General features: G+C 44.7%; 17 protein-coding genes. 8 read left to right on the forward strand and 9 right to left on the reverse strand.

Going from position 1 to position 15,856, the window contains the following annotated elements:
• The first annotated feature begins 1 nt into the window (after window position 1).
• The gene (gene secF, locus QTO06_RS13415; RefSeq protein WP_009704757.1) at window positions 2–904 is read left to right on the forward strand and encodes a protein translocase subunit SecF; all 903 of its coding nucleotides are present in this window, start codon (window positions 2–4) and stop codon (window positions 902–904) included.
• Between the two features lie 118 nt (window positions 905–1,022).
• Here secF and QTO06_RS13420 read toward each other — a convergent pair whose 3' ends face one another.
• Both QTO06_RS13420 and QTO06_RS13425 read right to left on the reverse strand, forming a co-directional pair.
• A complete protein-coding gene (locus tag QTO06_RS13420; RefSeq protein WP_009696224.1) occupies window positions 1,023–1,289 on the reverse strand; it encodes a hypothetical protein in 267 nt (88 codons plus the stop codon).
• Window positions 1,290–1,334: 45 nt separating this feature from the next.
• Window positions 1,335–1,955, reverse strand: coding sequence for a LysE family translocator (locus tag QTO06_RS13425; protein WP_331408458.1), 621 nt, complete (start codon window positions 1,953–1,955; stop codon window positions 1,335–1,337).
• Between the two features lie 753 nt (window positions 1,956–2,708).
• Here QTO06_RS13425 and QTO06_RS13430 point away from each other — a divergent pair.
• The 4 genes from QTO06_RS13430 (at window position 2,709) to phaC (ending at window position 6,904) form a co-directional block, all read left to right on the forward strand.
• Window positions 2,709–3,449, forward strand: coding sequence for an SDR family oxidoreductase (locus tag QTO06_RS13430; protein WP_331408459.1), 741 nt, complete (start codon window positions 2,709–2,711; stop codon window positions 3,447–3,449).
• A gap of 12 nt (window positions 3,450–3,461) precedes the next feature.
• Complete coding sequence (locus tag QTO06_RS13435) at window positions 3,462–4,670, forward strand: acetyl-CoA C-acetyltransferase (protein ID WP_331408520.1); 1,209 nt, start codon at window positions 3,462–3,464, stop codon at window positions 4,668–4,670.
• A gap of 44 nt (window positions 4,671–4,714) precedes the next feature.
• Window positions 4,715–5,062: a phasin family protein gene (locus QTO06_RS13440; protein WP_005435289.1), complete on the forward strand. Its 348-nt coding sequence runs from the start codon at window positions 4,715–4,717 to the stop codon at window positions 5,060–5,062.
• Between the two features lie 66 nt (window positions 5,063–5,128).
• A complete protein-coding gene (gene phaC / locus QTO06_RS13445; RefSeq protein ID WP_331408460.1) occupies window positions 5,129–6,904 on the forward strand; it encodes a class I poly(R)-hydroxyalkanoic acid synthase in 1,776 nt (591 codons plus the stop codon).
• 295 nt (window positions 6,905–7,199) lie between these two features.
• Here phaC and QTO06_RS13450 read toward each other — a convergent pair whose 3' ends face one another.
• The 6 genes from QTO06_RS13450 to napF all read right to left on the reverse strand — a co-directional run bounded on the left by QTO06_RS13450 (window position 7,200) and on the right by napF (window position 11,812).
• Complete coding sequence (locus QTO06_RS13450; protein WP_009704753.1) at window positions 7,200–7,334, reverse strand: TIGR02808 family protein; 135 nt, start codon at window positions 7,332–7,334, stop codon at window positions 7,200–7,202.
• Between the two features lie 15 nt (window positions 7,335–7,349).
• Window positions 7,350–7,928, reverse strand: a complete 579-nt coding sequence (locus QTO06_RS13455) for a NapC/NirT family cytochrome c (protein ID WP_331408462.1) — start codon at window positions 7,926–7,928, stop codon at window positions 7,350–7,352.
• A gap of 28 nt (window positions 7,929–7,956) precedes the next feature.
• Entirely contained in the window at window positions 7,957–8,412 is a 456-nt protein-coding gene (locus QTO06_RS13460; protein ID WP_331408521.1) for a nitrate reductase cytochrome c-type subunit, read from the reverse strand.
• A gap of 76 nt (window positions 8,413–8,488) precedes the next feature.
• A complete protein-coding gene (napA, locus tag QTO06_RS13465; protein ID WP_331408463.1) occupies window positions 8,489–10,978 on the reverse strand; it encodes a periplasmic nitrate reductase subunit alpha in 2,490 nt (829 codons plus the stop codon).
• On the reverse strand, window positions 10,975–11,283 hold the full coding sequence (locus tag QTO06_RS13470) for a chaperone NapD (protein ID WP_005433349.1): 309 nt from the start codon (window positions 11,281–11,283) through the stop codon (window positions 10,975–10,977). The genes napA and QTO06_RS13470 overlap by 4 nt, the downstream gene beginning before the upstream one ends.
• Window positions 11,284–11,326: 43 nt before the next feature.
• Window positions 11,327–11,812 carry a ferredoxin-type protein NapF gene (napF, locus tag QTO06_RS13475; protein ID WP_077201881.1) on the reverse strand — a complete coding sequence of 162 codons (486 nt, stop codon included), beginning with the start codon at window positions 11,810–11,812 and terminating at the stop codon, window positions 11,327–11,329.
• 246 nt (window positions 11,813–12,058) lie between these two features.
• On the opposite strand from napF, the gene narQ reads away from it, so the two are divergent.
• Both narQ and QTO06_RS13485 read left to right on the forward strand, forming a co-directional pair.
• Window positions 12,059–13,795 carry a nitrate/nitrite two-component system sensor histidine kinase NarQ gene (narQ, locus tag QTO06_RS13480; protein ID WP_331408464.1) on the forward strand — a complete coding sequence of 579 codons (1,737 nt, stop codon included), beginning with the start codon at window positions 12,059–12,061 and terminating at the stop codon, window positions 13,793–13,795.
• Window positions 13,782–14,414, forward strand: a complete 633-nt coding sequence (locus QTO06_RS13485) for a response regulator (RefSeq protein ID WP_009704748.1) — start codon at window positions 13,782–13,784, stop codon at window positions 14,412–14,414. Before narQ ends, QTO06_RS13485 begins: the two co-directional genes overlap by 14 nt.
• 59 nt (window positions 14,415–14,473) lie before the next feature.
• On the opposite strand, the gene QTO06_RS13490 is transcribed toward QTO06_RS13485, so the two are convergent.
• Complete coding sequence (locus QTO06_RS13490; RefSeq protein ID WP_009704747.1) at window positions 14,474–14,647, reverse strand: hypothetical protein; 174 nt, start codon at window positions 14,645–14,647, stop codon at window positions 14,474–14,476.
• A gap of 263 nt (window positions 14,648–14,910) precedes the next feature.
• On the opposite strand from QTO06_RS13490, the gene QTO06_RS13495 reads away from it, so the two are divergent.
• A complete protein-coding gene (locus QTO06_RS13495; protein ID WP_331408465.1) occupies window positions 14,911–15,771 on the forward strand; it encodes a DUF6279 family lipoprotein in 861 nt (286 codons plus the stop codon).
• Window positions 15,772–15,856: the final 85 nt, after the last annotated feature.

Consider the following 15,856-nt stretch of genomic DNA (forward strand, 5'->3'; position numbering starts at 1 on the left):
CATGGTCGAAATGCTAAAACAAAATATCCGCAAGATTCGTTACTTCACGACTGTAGTATCGGTAATTCTAACGATTATTGCTCTGGTTGCTCTTGGAATGAAAGGGCTTAACCTAGGTCTAGACTTCACTGGCGGTATGGTTACTGAAGTGAAAGTCGATAAACAACTGACTAACCACGATCTGCTTAACGCACTTCAACCAAAGCTTGGTGAATCAACATCAGTAACACGCTCGGGTGAAGATGGCCGTTGGGTGATTCGCTACTCTGCACCTGCAGAAGGTCAAACACTGCCGAGCGTCGCTGATGTGCTTAAGCCTATTTCACACCAAGTGGATGTAGTGAGTAACAGCATCGTTGGTGCGCAAGTGGGTCAAGACCTATTCGATCAAGGTGGTTTGGCACTATTAGTATCGGTACTAACGATTCTTGGTTACTTGTGTTTCCGCTTTGAATGGCGTCTGGCGAGTGGTTCTCTATTCGCATTAGCACACGACGTTATCTTGGTACTAGGCTTCTTTGCGATTACACAAATGGAGTTCAACCTAACGGTGTTTGCAGCGATTCTGGCGATTCTTGGTTACTCGCTCAATGACTCGATCATCATCGCAGACCGAATTCGTGAATTGCTGGTGGCTAAGCAAAACTGGAAAACAGAGCAAATCAACGACGAAGCGGTATTGGCGACATTCTCTCGTACAATGGTGACATCAGGTACGACTCTGATCACTGTTGGGGCGTTGTGGATTATGGGCGGCTCGGCTCTGGCTGGCTTCTCAACAGCGATGTTTATTGGCGTACTTTCAGGTACGTGGTCATCCATCTCGATTGGTACGGTGCTTCCTGAATGGTTGAAGCTAGAACCAAAACACTACCTACCAGTAGAGATCGACACTGCACCATAATACTTGGTGTGTAAGGTAAAAGTGCTTGCGCCACTCAATTTGAGTGGCGCTTTTTTATCTGGGAAAAGGGAAAAGGGAAAAGGGAAAAGGGAAAAGGGAAAAGAAATAGAATCGGACGCTACTTCACGCGCATTAGTCGATGCTTGACTGAACCTAAATCAAATTCGATGATCTGAGATCGCTTCATTGACTCGACTTTGGTGAGCATTGGTCCTTTATAGCCCTTCTTTTTCATCCATTGTAACGGTTCAGAAAAGCTGTCCTCATTGACCACGTAAGACTCACCTTTATGTTCGCCAGCATAGACGTTCACTACCCACACTCGGGCTTGAAAATCCAACACCTCACCAAAGGATTGTTTGAGCCTGCTTAAAATGTTCTTCATAACTTGTTTTTCATCACTAGACCTGTTTCATCAATACTGCTTTTTCTAACTCATTAAGAGCCAAATACCCACTCCCATCATCAAAGTGCCAGCGATTCGGTTCATTAAGCGTACATTTTTGGATTGACGTAGCAATCGCTTCAATCCTTTACCACCCGTTGCGTAAAGAGACATACAAATGAACTCGAACATCAAAATAATAGAAACAAGCACGATGAGCTGAGGAGCAAGAGCCGCAGTTTGATCAATAAAAGGCGGCAAAAGTGAAATCATGAACGCCCAGCCTTTCGGGTTTGCAATTGCGGTGACAAAGCCTTGCAAAACCAAATCCCAGTTACCGCTAGTAGGAACATCAATGCTATCAACATTAATGGCAAGTTTGCCTCGTGAGCGCCACATCTCAACCCCTAAATAAAGTAGGTAACCACCACCAATCAATTTAAGTGCGGTAAATAACCAAGGGTAGTTAAGCATAATGGCTGCGATACCGAGTACTGCTGCGACAGAAACGAGAGCAACACCAACTAATTCGCCTGCCATCATCCATAGGGTTCGTCGATATCCGACACTCATCCCTAGTGTTAGAGCAAGCGTCATACACATCCCAGGCGTAATAGAGACAAAAAAGAAGGTGGGGATGAACATGGTTAACAAGGCTGTATTCATGAATATTGATGATTGTATAAGTAAACAACTAGGCCACAAAGATAGTGCAAAAGGAGAAGAGATGCCACCTCTAAACAATCTTGAACGCGCCAGTATAGAGTTAACATTCAATTATTTAATAAAACTTAAATAGTAATTAAATGCATGCGACATATTAGTGCGACATTGCACCAAAGAATGACATTTATAAATAAACGTGGCTGATTGGAATTAAGATTAAAAGAATGTTTACTTGATATTTAATATTTTTCCAATAAACAAATTTATCACCAATTGACGTTTGTTTTAATAAATTAAACACTCAATAAAATGCTAACCAAATGATATATTTCATATTTATTAGTAAGTCGGTTAGAAGTATTGCTCCAATGATTTAATCGCAATTTATTACTTGATTGAAGAAGGATGATCTTAAACTCTTAGTCAATGTAATGCACATAAAAATGCGTGCAACTTACTGAATAAGCAGTATTTTTTAAATTTAATAATGACATTGTAGTTAAGGTTTTTTCTTTTAAAATATGAGGTTATATTAAGTTAACGTTTTTATAACATTTCATTGCGAGTGAGATCTAAATCAATCTTATGCAAATGAATGAGTTTTTTATTTGAAATGTAATATTTCTGGGTTAACTTAAAATAAAAGGCAGCAGAGGATTTGTTGCCACAAGAATAAATTAACACGTCAGTTGGCGATACATTTCGCCGGTGTCTTAATTCGCTTTTTTAATGCCGTTAAGAATGGAGTCTTCAATGAAGAAAGTCGCTTTGATCACTGGATCAAAAGGCGGAATTGGTTCTGCTATTTGCTCTCAATTAGTGAATGATGGTTATCGAGTAATAGCTACTTATTATACCGGTAATTATAAATGTGCTTTGGAATGGTTTAATGAAAAAGGGTTTACGAAAGATCAGGTACGCCTTTTTGAATTGGATGTAACTAACGCAGCGCAATGTGCTGAGAAATTGGCACTTATCCTTGAGGAAGAAGGGACAATAGACGTTGTTATCAACAATGCAGGTATCACACGTGATGGCGTGTTCAAAAAGATGACTGCTCAAGCTTGGAACGACGTGATCAATACCAACCTAAATAGCTTGTTCAATGTGACTCAGCCACTTTTCGCAGCCATGTGTGAAAAAGGTGGTGGTCGCATCATCAATATCTCTTCTGTGAATGGTCTGAAAGGGCAGTTTGGGCAAGCAAACTACTCGGCAGCAAAAGCTGGCATGATTGGATTCTCCAAAGCATTAGCCTACGAGGGCGCACGCTCAGGCGTCACAGTAAATGTTATTGCTCCAGGATACACAGGCACTCCAATGGTTGAACAGATGAAACCAGAAGTGCTTGAGTCGATCACGAGTCAAATTCCAATGAAGCGTCTGGCGACGCCAGAAGAAATTGCTGCATCAGTGAGCTTTTTAGTAAGTGATGCAGGCGCGTACATCACCGGCGAAACATTGTCGGTGAATGGCGGCCTATACATGCACTAAGGAGTATTGATGATGGAAAAAGTATTTATTGTTGCTGCGAAACGTACCCCAATTGGCGCATTTGGTGGAAGTCTAAAAAATACCTCAGCAGGTAATCTTGCTGCGGTCGCGATTAAAGGCGCGCTTGAGGCCGCATCACTTTCTGCCGATAAGGTTGATGAAGTGATCGTTGGTAACGTGATTGCTGCGGGCCAAGGCATGGGTGTTGGGCGCCAAGCAGCATTGTTTGCTGGTATTCCAGAGTCAGTACCCGCATATGGCGTCAACATGGTTTGCGGCAGTGGTATGAAAACCGTCATGGATGGCGTTTCTCATATTCGCAGTGGCGATGCAGAAGTCGTTGTAGCAGCGGGCGTTGAGGTAATGTCGCAAATCCCATTCATCGTGCCAAGCGTTGTGCGCGACGGTAACAAAATGGGCAACATGGAGTTGAAAGATCTCCTTATTGCTGACGGTTTGACGGACGTTTACAACCAATACCACATGGGCGTAACGGCAGAAAATGTGGCTAAGGAAGTGGGTTTATCGCGTCAACAACAAGACGAATATGCACTCTCAAGCCAACAAAAAGCGGTGGCAGCGATTGAAGCAGGCAAATTCAAAGACGAAATTGTTCCTGTAGAAGTCAAGCAACGTCGCGAAACCGTCGTATTTGATACGGATGAATACCCAAAAGCGAACGCGACATTAGAAGGTTTAAGCAAGCTACGCCCTGCGTTTGACCGTGAAGGTACGGTAACTGCAGGCAATGCGTCAGGCATTAACGACGGTGCAAGTGCCATCATTTTAGCATCAGAAAGCGCGGTTCAAGCGCACGGCTTGACGCCAATTGCTGAAGTGGTGAGCTACGCTCAATCAGGTTTGGATCCTAAGGTTATGGGTCTTGGTCCTGTGGAATCAGTCAACAAGGCGCTGCAAAAAGCCGAGCTGCAAACCAGCGACATTGATGTTTATGAACTGAATGAAGCCTTTGCTGCGCAAGCACTAGGTGTGATTCATAAACTGGCAGAAACCAACCAGGTACCAGTGAGCTCAATTCAAGATAAAGCCAACTTTAATGGTGGTGCTATCGCATTGGGCCACCCACTCGGTGCATCGGGTAACCGCATTCTGGTTACGCTAGTACACGAACTTCACAAACAAGACGGTCAGTACGGTGTTGCTTCACTTTGTGTAGGCGGCGGTATGGGCACGGCTGTGGTTGTAAAAGCAGTTAAGTAGTTATTTAAACGGACATTTTTAATTCTTTCTCTAGGAGATAAACCATGTACACTGATTTCTTCAAAACTTTTAGCGATCAAACTGAAAAGAATCTAGAACCATACTTGAAGTTCAACAAGCTAGTGACAAAGAACGTTGAAGTTCTTACAGAGCTTCAACTGAACGCAATCCGCACTTACAGTGAAGTTGGCCTAAACCAAATGAAAGCAGCGTCTGAAATCAAAGACGTGACTTCTCTAACCGCTTTCAACAGCCAACAGCTAGCAGTGCTTACTAAGCTTTCTCAGCAAATGATGGACGACAGCAACAAGCTGCAATCTATCGCGAAAGAATTCAAAGAAGACGTTGAGCAAATGACTTCGGAAAACCTAAAGACTGTTACTCCTGCGTAATACGTCCGCTTATCGCCGCCCGAGATCTTGGGCGGCGTTGTTTTTTCCGAATACAGGAGTAAGACTATGTTTCAACACTTCTTTTCGGACTATCTTGTAAAGCTTCAGGAAACCAATCATCAGTGGTGGCATGATTTCGAAGTGAACAAGGCAGTCGTGAATTCTCCTTTGAATAAGGCCATGCAAGAAGTGAACTTCGAAGATACTGCCAAACTATTCGAACAAGCGGCAAACCAGCCAGCAGCGATTCTAAAGCTGCAAGCCGAATGGTGGGAGCAACAGCTTCAAATATGGCAGAATGTGGCACTGGCGGGTAACCAAACACAAATTATCGAAGCAGAGAAGGGTGATAAGCGTTTCTCAAACGATGCTTGGCAACAAGAAGCCATGTACAGCTTCATCAAACAATCCTACTTGTTGTTCAGCAAGACATACCTCGACACGCTCGATTCTATCGAAGGTCTTGATGAGAAGACGAAAGAACGTATTACTTTCTTTTCTCGCCAAGCTATCAATGCACTCTCTCCATCTAACTTCATTGCGACTAACCCAGAGCTGCTTAAACTCACTCTTGAGCAAAATGGTGAAAACCTGCTGACGGGGCTGGAAAAGCTAAAAGAAGATGTTGAGTCGAGTGCCGATATTCTCAAAGTACGCATGACCAACAATAATGCCTTCCGCGTGGGGGATGATGTTGCGACAACGCCGGGTGACGTGGTTTTCCAAAACGAACTGTTTGAGTTGATTCAATATCGTCCTTTGACAGAAAAAGTGAATGCAACACCACTGTTGATCGTCCCGCCGTTTATCAACAAATACTACATCCTTGATCTGACGGCGAAGAACTCAATGGTTCGCTGGTTGCTAGAGCAAGGCCACAGCGTATTTATGATGTCTTGGCGCAATCCGGGTAAAGAGCAGGCTCACGTTGAGTTTGGCGATTACGTAACGGAAGGCGTGGCGAAAGCGGTCACGGCGATTGAAGATATTACTGGCCAAGAGCAGATCAACGCGGCGGGTTATTGTATTGGTGGTACGGTTCTGGCGAGTACGGTCGCTTATTATGCGGCGAAGCGTATGAAGAAGCGTATTAAGTCGGCAACCTTCTTTACCACGCTACTGGACTTCTCTCAGCCGGGCGAAGTAGGGGCGTACATCAACGATACCATCGTCAGTGCAATTGAGACGCAAAACAATGCGAAAGGTTACATGGATGGTCGCTCTCTTAGCGTGACGTTCAGTTTGCTGCGTGAGAACAGCTTATATTGGAACTACTACGTTGATAACTACCTCAAAGGCAACAGCCCTGTAGACTTCGACCTTCTGTACTGGAATAGCGACAGCACCAATGTGAGTGCAGCTTCCCACAACTTCTTATTGCGTGAACTCTATCTAGAGAACAAGCTTGTTCAAGACAAGGGCGTGAAGATCGGTGGCGTCTGGATCGATCTGAATAAGATTAAGATCCCGAGCTACTTTGTATCGACCAAAGAAGACCATATCGCGTTGTGGCAGGGTACATATCGCGGCGCACTAAACACTGGCGGCAACAAGACCTTTGTGTTGGGTGAGTCTGGTCACATCGCGGGCATCGTTAACCATCCTGCTAAAAACAAGTATGGCTACTGGTTAAACGACAACCTTGATGACTCTGCTGATGAGTGGTTTAACAATGCCAACCATCAGGAAGGTTCTTGGTGGACGCATTGGCATCAATGGCTGTTGCAATTCAACCCAGAAGAGCAAGTCGAGCCGTTCCCTGTGGGTTCAGAGCAAAACCCAGTGATTGAAGACGCTCCGGGTCAGTACGTAAGACAAGTATTGCCAATCAAAGAGTCCTAAGCTGCTCCTCACAGCAGTCTCATTTGGCGGCCTAACACGGGTCGCCTTTTTTGTTTCTGGCGTACCTTAAGGAAGCTGAAGAGGCTTAGTGAAGGAGTGAAGGAGTGAAGGAGTGAAGCACGGAAGCTTGAGTTGTGGTAATGAGAGTTTGAGTCGGTGGGAGATTGAAAATAGAACTTCTTAGATCGTTTTCAGCGCAATTGAATTTTCAGAACCACAAAGAAAAAACGCCAAGCAAATGCTTGGCGTTTTCCGTCAACAAAATAGGCAAAAATGTCGACTGATTCGAGGCAGATTAAACCTCTTTATCCTTACCTAGTGAGAGTAGCCATAGAGAGACTGCTGCTACTCCGACAAAGCCGGAAAGAATAATGACTGGCATTGCACTGTACCCAAGGAAATGCCAGATAAAGGATTCAAGATTACTCATTGTCTTTGTTTCTCCTTATTGCCAGCCTTCAACGCCGTGCATGTCAGGCAGTTTGTGTGCGATACCTTTGTGACAGTCTACACACGTTTTCTCGCCTGAAGCCAGAGCGGTTGAGTGTTGTTCAGCTGCACGTTTACCCTGTTGAGAGTAATCCATGAAGTCGAACTCGTGACAGTTACGACACTCAAGTGAGTCGTTTTTCTTCATTCGTGCCCATTCGCGTTCGGCAAGGTGCTCACGACGTGCTTGGAACTTCTCTGGCGTATCGATGGTCTTCGTTACGAAGTGTGCAAACAGCTCTTTAGATGCTTGAACTTTACGAACGATTTTATCGGTCCATTCATGTGGTACGTGACAGTCTGAACAGATTGCACGAACACCAGAGCGGTTCGAGTAGTGAATTGTTTCTTGAATTTCAGCGACGATAGGAGCGTGACAGCCAGAACAGAACTCTTCTGTGTTGGTCGCTTCCATACCCGTGTTGAATGCGCCCCAAAACAGAAGACCACCAGCGAAGCCTAAGAACAAAACTACACCAGCGGCAGCTTTGCTTGGGCTCGACAGTCTCTTCCAAAACGCTTTAAGTATTTTCATAAGTAACCTCTTAGTACTCGCGTTTCAATTACTGAAGCGAATCGACTGCCTTAAACTCGTTTTCCACTAGTGGAGTAGCACTTGTTTGTGGAACGTGACATTGCAAACAGAAGTAACGACGTGGCGACATATCTGCCAGTACCGCGTCTTCACGGTTAACGTAGTGCGTTACACTGATTTTGGTAGCGCCTGCGTCTTTAGCATTTTTCCAGCTGTGACATGCTAGACATTTGTTTGCGTTCAAAGACACTTCATAGTTACGGATGCTATGTGGGATCAGTGGCGGCTGATATACAAAGCTGTCTGCAACGATTTGGTCTTTTGGAAAGTCTTTGAAATCATCTGCAGGACGCGTGTCTTCAAGTTGTGCAGTACCACGTAGCGAGTCTAGACCGCCTGTGCCACCTGGATTGTCCAGTTCCGCTTGTGCAACGCCTGTCGACAAAGCACCTACAGATAAAAGTGCGATAAGGTATTTTTTCATCATTTCATCTCCGCCTTATGGCTTAAATTCTTTTTAGGCCGCCGAGTAGACGGCCCTTGCATTCGTTATTTGACGGTTAAGCGACTTTGGTAATTTTGACTGGACACTTCTTAAAGTCTGTCTGTTTTGACAGTGGGTCAGTCGCATCAAGGATCAACTTGTTAATCAAAATACGGGCATCAAAGAACGGTACGAATACCAAGCCTTCAGGTGGACGGTTACGGCCGCGAGTTTCAACGCGAACGCGTACTTCACCACGTTTGTTTGCAATTAGAACTTCTTCACCGCGACGAACGTTACGTTTCTTCGCATCCGCAGGGTGCATGTAAACCACCGCGTCAGGAACCGCTTTGTAAAGCTCTGGTACACGACGAGTCATAGTACCTGTGTGCCAGTGCTCAAGAACACGACCTGTACATAGCCATAGGTCGAACTCTTCGTTTGGCACTTCTGGTGGCGCTTCGTATGGTGCAGAGATGATCTTCGCTTTACCATCAGCATTGCCGTAGAAGTCCCAACCTGAACCAGCTTTCGCGTACGGGTCAGAGCCTTCTTTAAAGCGCCATTGTGTTTCTTTGCCATCAACAACCGGCCAACGTAGACCACGTACTGTGTGGTAAACATCGTATGGTGCTAAGTCGTGACCGTGACCACGACCAAACGTCGCGTACTCTTCGAACAGACCTTTCTGTACGTAGTAACCGAAGTGGTGAGCGTCATCGTTCATCTCACGCGCTTCTTCGATAGGGAACTTGTCGACTTGGCCGTTCTTGAACAGCATGTCGTACATAGTCTTACCGCGGTACTCAGGTGCTTTTGCAAGTAGCTCTTCTGGCCACACTTCTTCCATCTTGAAGCGTTTCGAGAATTCCATTACCTGCCATAGGTCAGATTTTGCATCACCGATGGTTTCTACTTGTTGATACCAAGCTTGAGTACGACGCTCTGCGTTACCGTAAGCACCTTCTTTCTCAATCCACATTGCGGTCGGAAGAACGAGGTCAGCCGCCTGCGCGGTTGCTGTTGGGTATGGGTCAGATACAACGATGAAGTTTTCTGGGTTACGATAACCAGGAAGACGTTCAGTGTTGATGTTCGGGCCTGCTTGCATGTTGTTGTTACATTGAACCCAGTAACAGTTCAGAACGCCGTCATGCAACATACGGTCTTGAAGTACTGCGTGGAAGCCAGGTTTTGGTGGAATAGTGCCTTCAGGTAGTTTCCAGATGTCTTCTGCAATCTTACGGTGTTTAGGGTTAGCAACCACCATGTCTGCTGGTAGACGGTGAGCAAACGTACCAACCTCACGAGCCGTACCACACGCTGATGGCTGACCTGTTAGTGAGAATGGGCTGTTACCCGGAGTCGCAATCTTACCGGTTAGTAGGTGGATGTTGTAAACCAAGTTGTTCATCCATACACCACGAGTATGTTGGTTCATACCCATCGTCCATAGAGACATTACTTTCGTGTTTGGATCCGCGTATTGCTTCGCAAGCTCGATTAGTTTTTCTTTCTCTACACCAGAGATTTCAGACGCTTTCTCTACCGTGTATGGAGCTACTGACTTCTTGTACTCTTCGAAGGAGATAGAAGTTAGCTTGCCAGAGTTCGGGTTCTTCGCCGCTTTTTGTAGCGGATCATCATCACGTAGACCGTAGCCGATGTCCGTGTCTGCTTGAGTGAAGTTGGTGTGCTTGTTCACGAAGTCCCAGTTTACTGCATCGTTTTCGATGATGTAGTTTGCGATGAAGTTAGCAATCGCAAGGTCAGACTGAGGATTGAAAATGTAGCCGTGGTCTGCCAACTCAAATGAACGGTGGTAGTAAGTAGAAAGCACGTTCACTTTAACGTGAGGGTGACTTAGACGACGGTCAGTAATACGAGTCCAAAGAACTGGGTGCATTTCTGCCATGTTTGAACCCCAAAGAACGAAGGCATCTGCGTTCTCGAAGTCATCGTAACAGCCCATTGGTTCATCGATACCAAATGCACGCATGAAGCCTACTACCGCAGACGCCATACAGTGACGCGCGTTCGGGTCGATGTTGTTTGAACGGAAGCCTGCTTTCATCATTTTGGCAGCGGCATAACCTTCCATTACTGTCCATTGACCAGAACCGAACATACCGATGCTTGTTGGACCTTTCTTCTCTAGAGAGGCTTTCCATTTTTCAGCCATGATGTCGAAAGCGGTATCCCAAGATACAGGAGCGAAGTCGCCGTCTTTGCTGTATTTGCCGTCTTTCATACGTAGAAGAGGCTGAGTTAGGCGGTCTTGACCGTACATGATCTTAGAAAGGAAGTAACCTTTGATACAGTTAAGGCCTTTGTTTACTGGTGCTTCAGGGTCACCCTGAGTTGCTACCACTTTGCCGTTTTGTGTACCAACAAGAACAGAACAGCCTGTACCACAGAAACGACAAGGCGCTTTGTCCCATGTGATTTTGGTTTGATCAGAGCTTGCAATCAGGTTGGTTGCAGAAGCTGGTAGTGTAATACCTGCGACAGCAGCAGCTGATGCAGCCGCGTTTGCTTTCACAAACGCACGTCTTGTCATTTTCATACTTCACCCTCGATTTGGGAATGTTGTGTTCCAGTGTCTTTTTCTTCCGTTTCTTCAAGCCCAGTTTCGATTTGGTGATAAACCAGTACTGTGCTCAAGACATTCGGTAAATTATTAATCGCATCGATAGTGTCGGTGATGAAACCTTGGTTCTCAGTTTCTAACACCACCACGATTTTGCCTTCAGGACTGTCACCGTAGATCTCTGCGTTTTCGTACGCTTCAATCTGGGTTTTCACTTCAGCCAGATGTTCAGGCAGAACATGGACTACCAGACTCGAAATGTGCACTTCGTTTAGTGACATACATCTCTCTCGTTTTATCGCCTTTCGTGCCGACCACTGACGGCTAGGCTGTTATATTGCTCACATTGATGGATGACGTCGGACACACTGAGACACAGGCGCCGCAGCCGTTACACTCATCAAGGTCTAAATTTGGTTGTGCTACTTTGCCAAGCTCTAACTTGAACTGAATTGCCATCGGGTCGCACATGTCCCCACAGCTTCGGCATTCGACATTTTGTTTTGCTAAACAGCTATCATTGATGCTCGCTTTCGCCTGCCAAGGCTGTTCCGCTTCCGCTAAAAACAGTGGCTCTGGACAAGCCTCGGCGCATTGGTAACAAAAGGTGCATTCATCAATAGAAAAATCGACAGCGGGAAACCCACCGTCGCTTTTTGATATAATTTTAGTTTCGCACGCCTCGATGCATTTACCGCAACGAGTGCAATCGTCTGTGAATTGAGTTGGCTTAGCTAACCAAGGAAGACGTACCGAATTGTCCGGTTGCGTTTTACGTGCAAAAAGTCTTCTTCTCGAAAGATCTACCACTTAGTCACCTCGGAAATTGAAACCCCAAATAAGCATAGTTCACAATTTCATTAATAAACTGTCATTTAAGTACATGAAATTGTAGTTTTTGACATATATGTATAAATACCTCTTAGGAGGTAATTGGGATGCTATATTGTTTTAGATCAATAAATTCCGACGCAGGTGATCACATATTGATAAAGTTGAAAGATAATGCGTGTTGTATAAAGGCAAACATGGTTATCAAACGAGCGGAGTTCAGAGTTGTTTAAAAATGTGAAAAAGTCAGTAACACGCACAATCGCATCTGCCATGATGTTGATTTTGCTTCTTTCAGTGGCGACAACTGGCTTTGCTATTTTCACTCTTGCGTCGAGCCTTAATGATGCAGAAGCGGTAAACGTAGCGGGCTCCATGCGAATGCAGAGCTATCGTTTAGCTCATGATATTCAAAGTGAATCTGTTGACTATTCTTCACATATTGACTTATTTGAGCAGTCAATTTACTCACATTCAATGCTGGCGCTTCAACATTGGTCAGTGCCAGAAGATATTACAAAAGACTACTACCGACTGATTCTTCGTTGGCATGAACTGAAATCGGTACTTAAGAGCCAAGACAGAGACCAATATCTGATCTTAGTCGCTGGTTTTGTTCAACAAATTGATGCCTTCGTATTTAAGCTACAGAACTATTCAGAGCAAAAACTGATCAACTTAGCTTGGATTGGTGGGTTAGGGCTTGGCGGCATACTGTGTGTGAGTATGTTCGTTGTGCACTTTGTTCGGCTAGAAGTCGTCAGGCCGCTTCGTGCGCTGGTGTTTGCTAGTGAGCAAATTCAGAATCGCTCGTTTAACGTTTCGCTCAATGTTTCAAGTGATAACGAAATGGGCATTTTGACCAGAACTTTCAATAGGATGGCGAACGATCTTGGTAAGCTCTATCGAGGTTTGGAGCAAGCGGTGGACGAGAAAACACGTAAGCTGCAACACGCAAACCAATCGCTTAGAGTATTGTATGATTCGTCGAAAGAGTTGACTGCTTCTCGCATCCATCAAGAAAATTTCCAAGCGATTTTACAACATATTGCAAGTTTGGAAGGAATTCGTGCTGTTAAGCTCGAAATAGACCAAATAGGGGAACCAAACTGGATACTTACTGAGGGGGAGGAGTGTCGTCATGAATGTGACAGTGAATGTCACAGTAAGCCGCTTACTTTAGATGGCGAGCATCTTGGCTTCTTGCATTGGAAAGTAGGGCTACCTTGCCCAAATGAGTCCCTTATTGATAACTTTGTTCAAATCTTATCTCGTGCGGTATATTACAACCGAGCGCAACGACAAGCCGAGCAATTATTGCTGATGGAAGAGCGTGCCACCATTGCTCGTGAGCTTCATGATTCATTGGCTCAAGCTTTGTCTTATCTGAAGATTCAAGTGTCGCTGTTAAAACGCAGTGTGAAGAACATCCCTGATGAGAAAGCGATCGCGCAAACTAATCAAGTGATTGCCGAATTAGACACCGGGCTTTCAGCGGCCTACACCCAGTTACGTGAACTGCTGACCACATTCCGTCTCACGATAAAAGAGGGCAGTTTTGGTCAGGCACTTCAAGAGATGGTTTCGACGCTAGACGATCAAACGGCGGCTGAAATCTCTCTCAATAACAAGCTCTCTTCAACAGAATTAGATGCGCACCAACAGGTACATCTACTACAGTTGATCAGAGAAGCGACAATTAATGCGATCAAGCACGCTCAAGCTAAAAATATTGATATTCAATGTCTTGATTCTGAAGGGACAGTCACAGTGACGGTCACCGATGATGGTATAGGCTTTGAGCAACAAGATGAAAAATTAAATCATTACGGTATGAGCATCATGCAAGAGCGTGCGGCAAGGCTGCACGCCGACCTTAGAATTGAGGCAGCAAAGAATAATGGCTGTATCGTAAGACTAGAATTCCAACATAGTAAGGAAGTAAACATTGACAGTGTGTAAAGTAATGCTGGTGGATGATCACCCACTCATGAGACGTGGTATTCATCAGCTTCTCAGTTTCGAGCCAGAGTTTGAAGTGGTTGCAGAGGCGAGCAGCGGCGCAGATGCGGTTGCTAAAGCTCACGAACTAGAACTGGATTTGGTACTTCTTGATCTGAACATGAAGGGCATGTCGGGCCTGGATACGCTGAAAGCGCTGCGCGCAGACGGTTGTGAAGCGCGTATCGTTATCCTTACGGTATCAGATAGCCCTGCGGACATCGAAGCGATCGTGCGAAGTGGTGCAGATGGTTACTTGTTGAAAGATACCGAGCCAGATGAGTTGGTTGAATTGCTAAAACAAGCACACGAGGGTGACAAGGCATACAGCCAAGCCGTGGCTAAGTACCTGAACGAACGTGAAGGGCAAGAAGACGTGTTTGACACGCTTACTGACCGAGAAACGCAGATCTTGCAAGAGGTCGCACGTGGCTTCCGTAATAAGCAAATTGCAGATCGTTTGTTTATCTCTGAGTCAACGGTGAAAGTGCACATGAAGAGCTTGTTGAAAAAGCTCAAAGTGCCTTCTCGTACCGCCGCGACTGTGCTTTACCTAGAGCGTTTTGGCGAAATTAAATAACCGCCCAAAGCTAAGCACATCTTAAGCACAAAAAAACCGCCTATCATCGGCGGTTTTTTTTATTTGTCTGGGCGAATCGAATACAAATCACTGTTATGCTTGCCGCACTCCAAGTAGTAATGATGTGCCGCGTTTTTATCTTCCGCGACGACTCTCATACTGTGCATTTTCCCCTGTTCAAAGTAACGAATCTCGTACTCTACACTCGTATCAAGTTGCTCAGCAGCAGCCATGCTACGCCTCCATAAACTATCCTGATGTTATTGATGCAAATTATATACCATATAAGGAACGCCGTTTCGTTCAAGTTTTGGTCGATAATTGCGCACTAACTCACTTTTTTGCGAATAGTTGTGATAAAAAAGTTAATTTCAAACTCTATATACTACATGAGTGGCAATGTCACTTTGCCGTACTGACGAAAGTTTGCCGCAATAATAAGTGATTAAGATTGAGTATAGAACTTAATCAATGGAAAAGGGAATATGGATCGGTGATGAAATTAAAAAGTTTATCTAATAACGCGGTTCGATACGGATGTATTTTGATATCTATTCTGGTACTCGCTGGCTGCGCGAAAAAGTTCTTATACAGCAATATTGATTGGGTCGTGATTGAATATTTGGATGACTACGTCTCATTAGATGGTGAGCAAGAAGCTCTGTTGGAAGAACGTATCTTATTATTGGCGGATTGGCATAAAGAAGAGGAATTACCCTTATATATCGATCACTTAAAACAATTAGAGTCACTGAATAAAGACAACGTGACACTAGAGTCATTGCAAGCCAACCGAGATCAAATGCGAGACCATTACCAACGTCTTGTCTCGAAAGCCGCGCCAGACCTGTTCTCGCTGAGTATGCAGTTAGACAGTAAGCAAGAATCGGAGTTCGTCGATAGCGTAAAAGAGCGTTACAAAGAACGAGATGAAAAATATGCAGGGAAAACGGAACAAGAGCTGCGAGAAATTGTCTTAGAGAATACAGAGGAGTGGATGGAAGAATGGTTAGGTAAATTATCTAACAAGCAAAAAGCACGTGCCAAACAGCTTTCTCAAGATGTGATAATTAATAGCCCATTATGGCGTGATTATCGTTCCTCTATAATTCAGGAATTAGAGTATCTTTTCGAAAATAAAAACAATAGCGTGGTTTACCAGCAGGTATTCATGCAGCTCCTGTTTGAGCCGGAAAGTTATTATAGTGATCAACTGACCAAGAATATTGATCATAATATCGCTCTAACGGATCAATTCACCGTAGATATTTCTCAAACAATGAGTGATAAACAGTGGCGACATTTCCACGGAAAAATCCGTGAATGGCGTGAACTTGCTGAAGACTTATTGAATTAATTCTCGATAAAACAATCCCTTAATGTGAGTGCTGATGTGGCGTGTCAGCACTTTCTGATGAAAAACTGATTCAAAGCAAATTCTT

It is taken from the genome of Vibrio sp. M260121 (assembly GCF_036533715.1).
GTDB lineage: Bacteria > Pseudomonadota > Gammaproteobacteria > Enterobacterales > Vibrionaceae > Vibrio.

Bases quoted from the DNA above. Each gene is read 5' to 3' on its own strand.
- QTO06_RS13435 (WP_331408520.1), top strand. From the start codon at position 3,462: ATGGAAAAAGTATTTATTGTTGCTGCGAAACGTACCCCAATTGGCGCA.
- QTO06_RS13495 (WP_331408465.1), top strand. From the start codon at position 14,911: ATGAAATTAAAAAGTTTATCTAATAACGCGGTTCGATACGGATGTATT.
- QTO06_RS13460 (WP_331408521.1), bottom strand. From the start codon at position 8,412: ATGAAAAAATACCTTATCGCACTTTTATCTGTAGGTGCTTTGTCGACA.
- QTO06_RS13420 (WP_009696224.1), bottom strand. From the start codon at position 1,289: ATGAAGAACATTTTAAGCAGGCTCAAACAATCCTTTGGTGAGGTGTTG.
- QTO06_RS13455 (WP_331408462.1), bottom strand. From the start codon at position 7,928: ATGAAAATACTTAAAGCGTTTTGGAAGAGACTGTCGAGCCCAAGCAAA.
- QTO06_RS13430 (WP_331408459.1), top strand. From the start codon at position 2,709: ATGAAGAAAGTCGCTTTGATCACTGGATCAAAAGGCGGAATTGGTTCT.
- QTO06_RS13440 (WP_005435289.1), top strand. From the start codon at position 4,715: ATGTACACTGATTTCTTCAAAACTTTTAGCGATCAAACTGAAAAGAAT.
- napA (WP_331408463.1), bottom strand. From the start codon at position 10,978: ATGAAAATGACAAGACGTGCGTTTGTGAAAGCAAACGCGGCTGCATCA.
- QTO06_RS13490 (WP_009704747.1), bottom strand. From the start codon at position 14,647: ATGGCTGCTGCTGAGCAACTTGATACGAGTGTAGAGTACGAGATTCGT.
- QTO06_RS13450 (WP_009704753.1), bottom strand. From the start codon at position 7,334: ATGAGTAATCTTGAATCCTTTATCTGGCATTTCCTTGGGTACAGTGCA.
- secF (WP_009704757.1), top strand. From the start codon at position 2: ATGGTCGAAATGCTAAAACAAAATATCCGCAAGATTCGTTACTTCACG.
- QTO06_RS13425 (WP_331408458.1), bottom strand. From the start codon at position 1,955: ATGAATACAGCCTTGTTAACCATGTTCATCCCCACCTTCTTTTTTGTC.
- QTO06_RS13470 (WP_005433349.1), bottom strand. From the start codon at position 11,283: ATGTCACTAAACGAAGTGCACATTTCGAGTCTGGTAGTCCATGTTCTG.
- phaC (WP_331408460.1), top strand. From the start codon at position 5,129: ATGTTTCAACACTTCTTTTCGGACTATCTTGTAAAGCTTCAGGAAACC.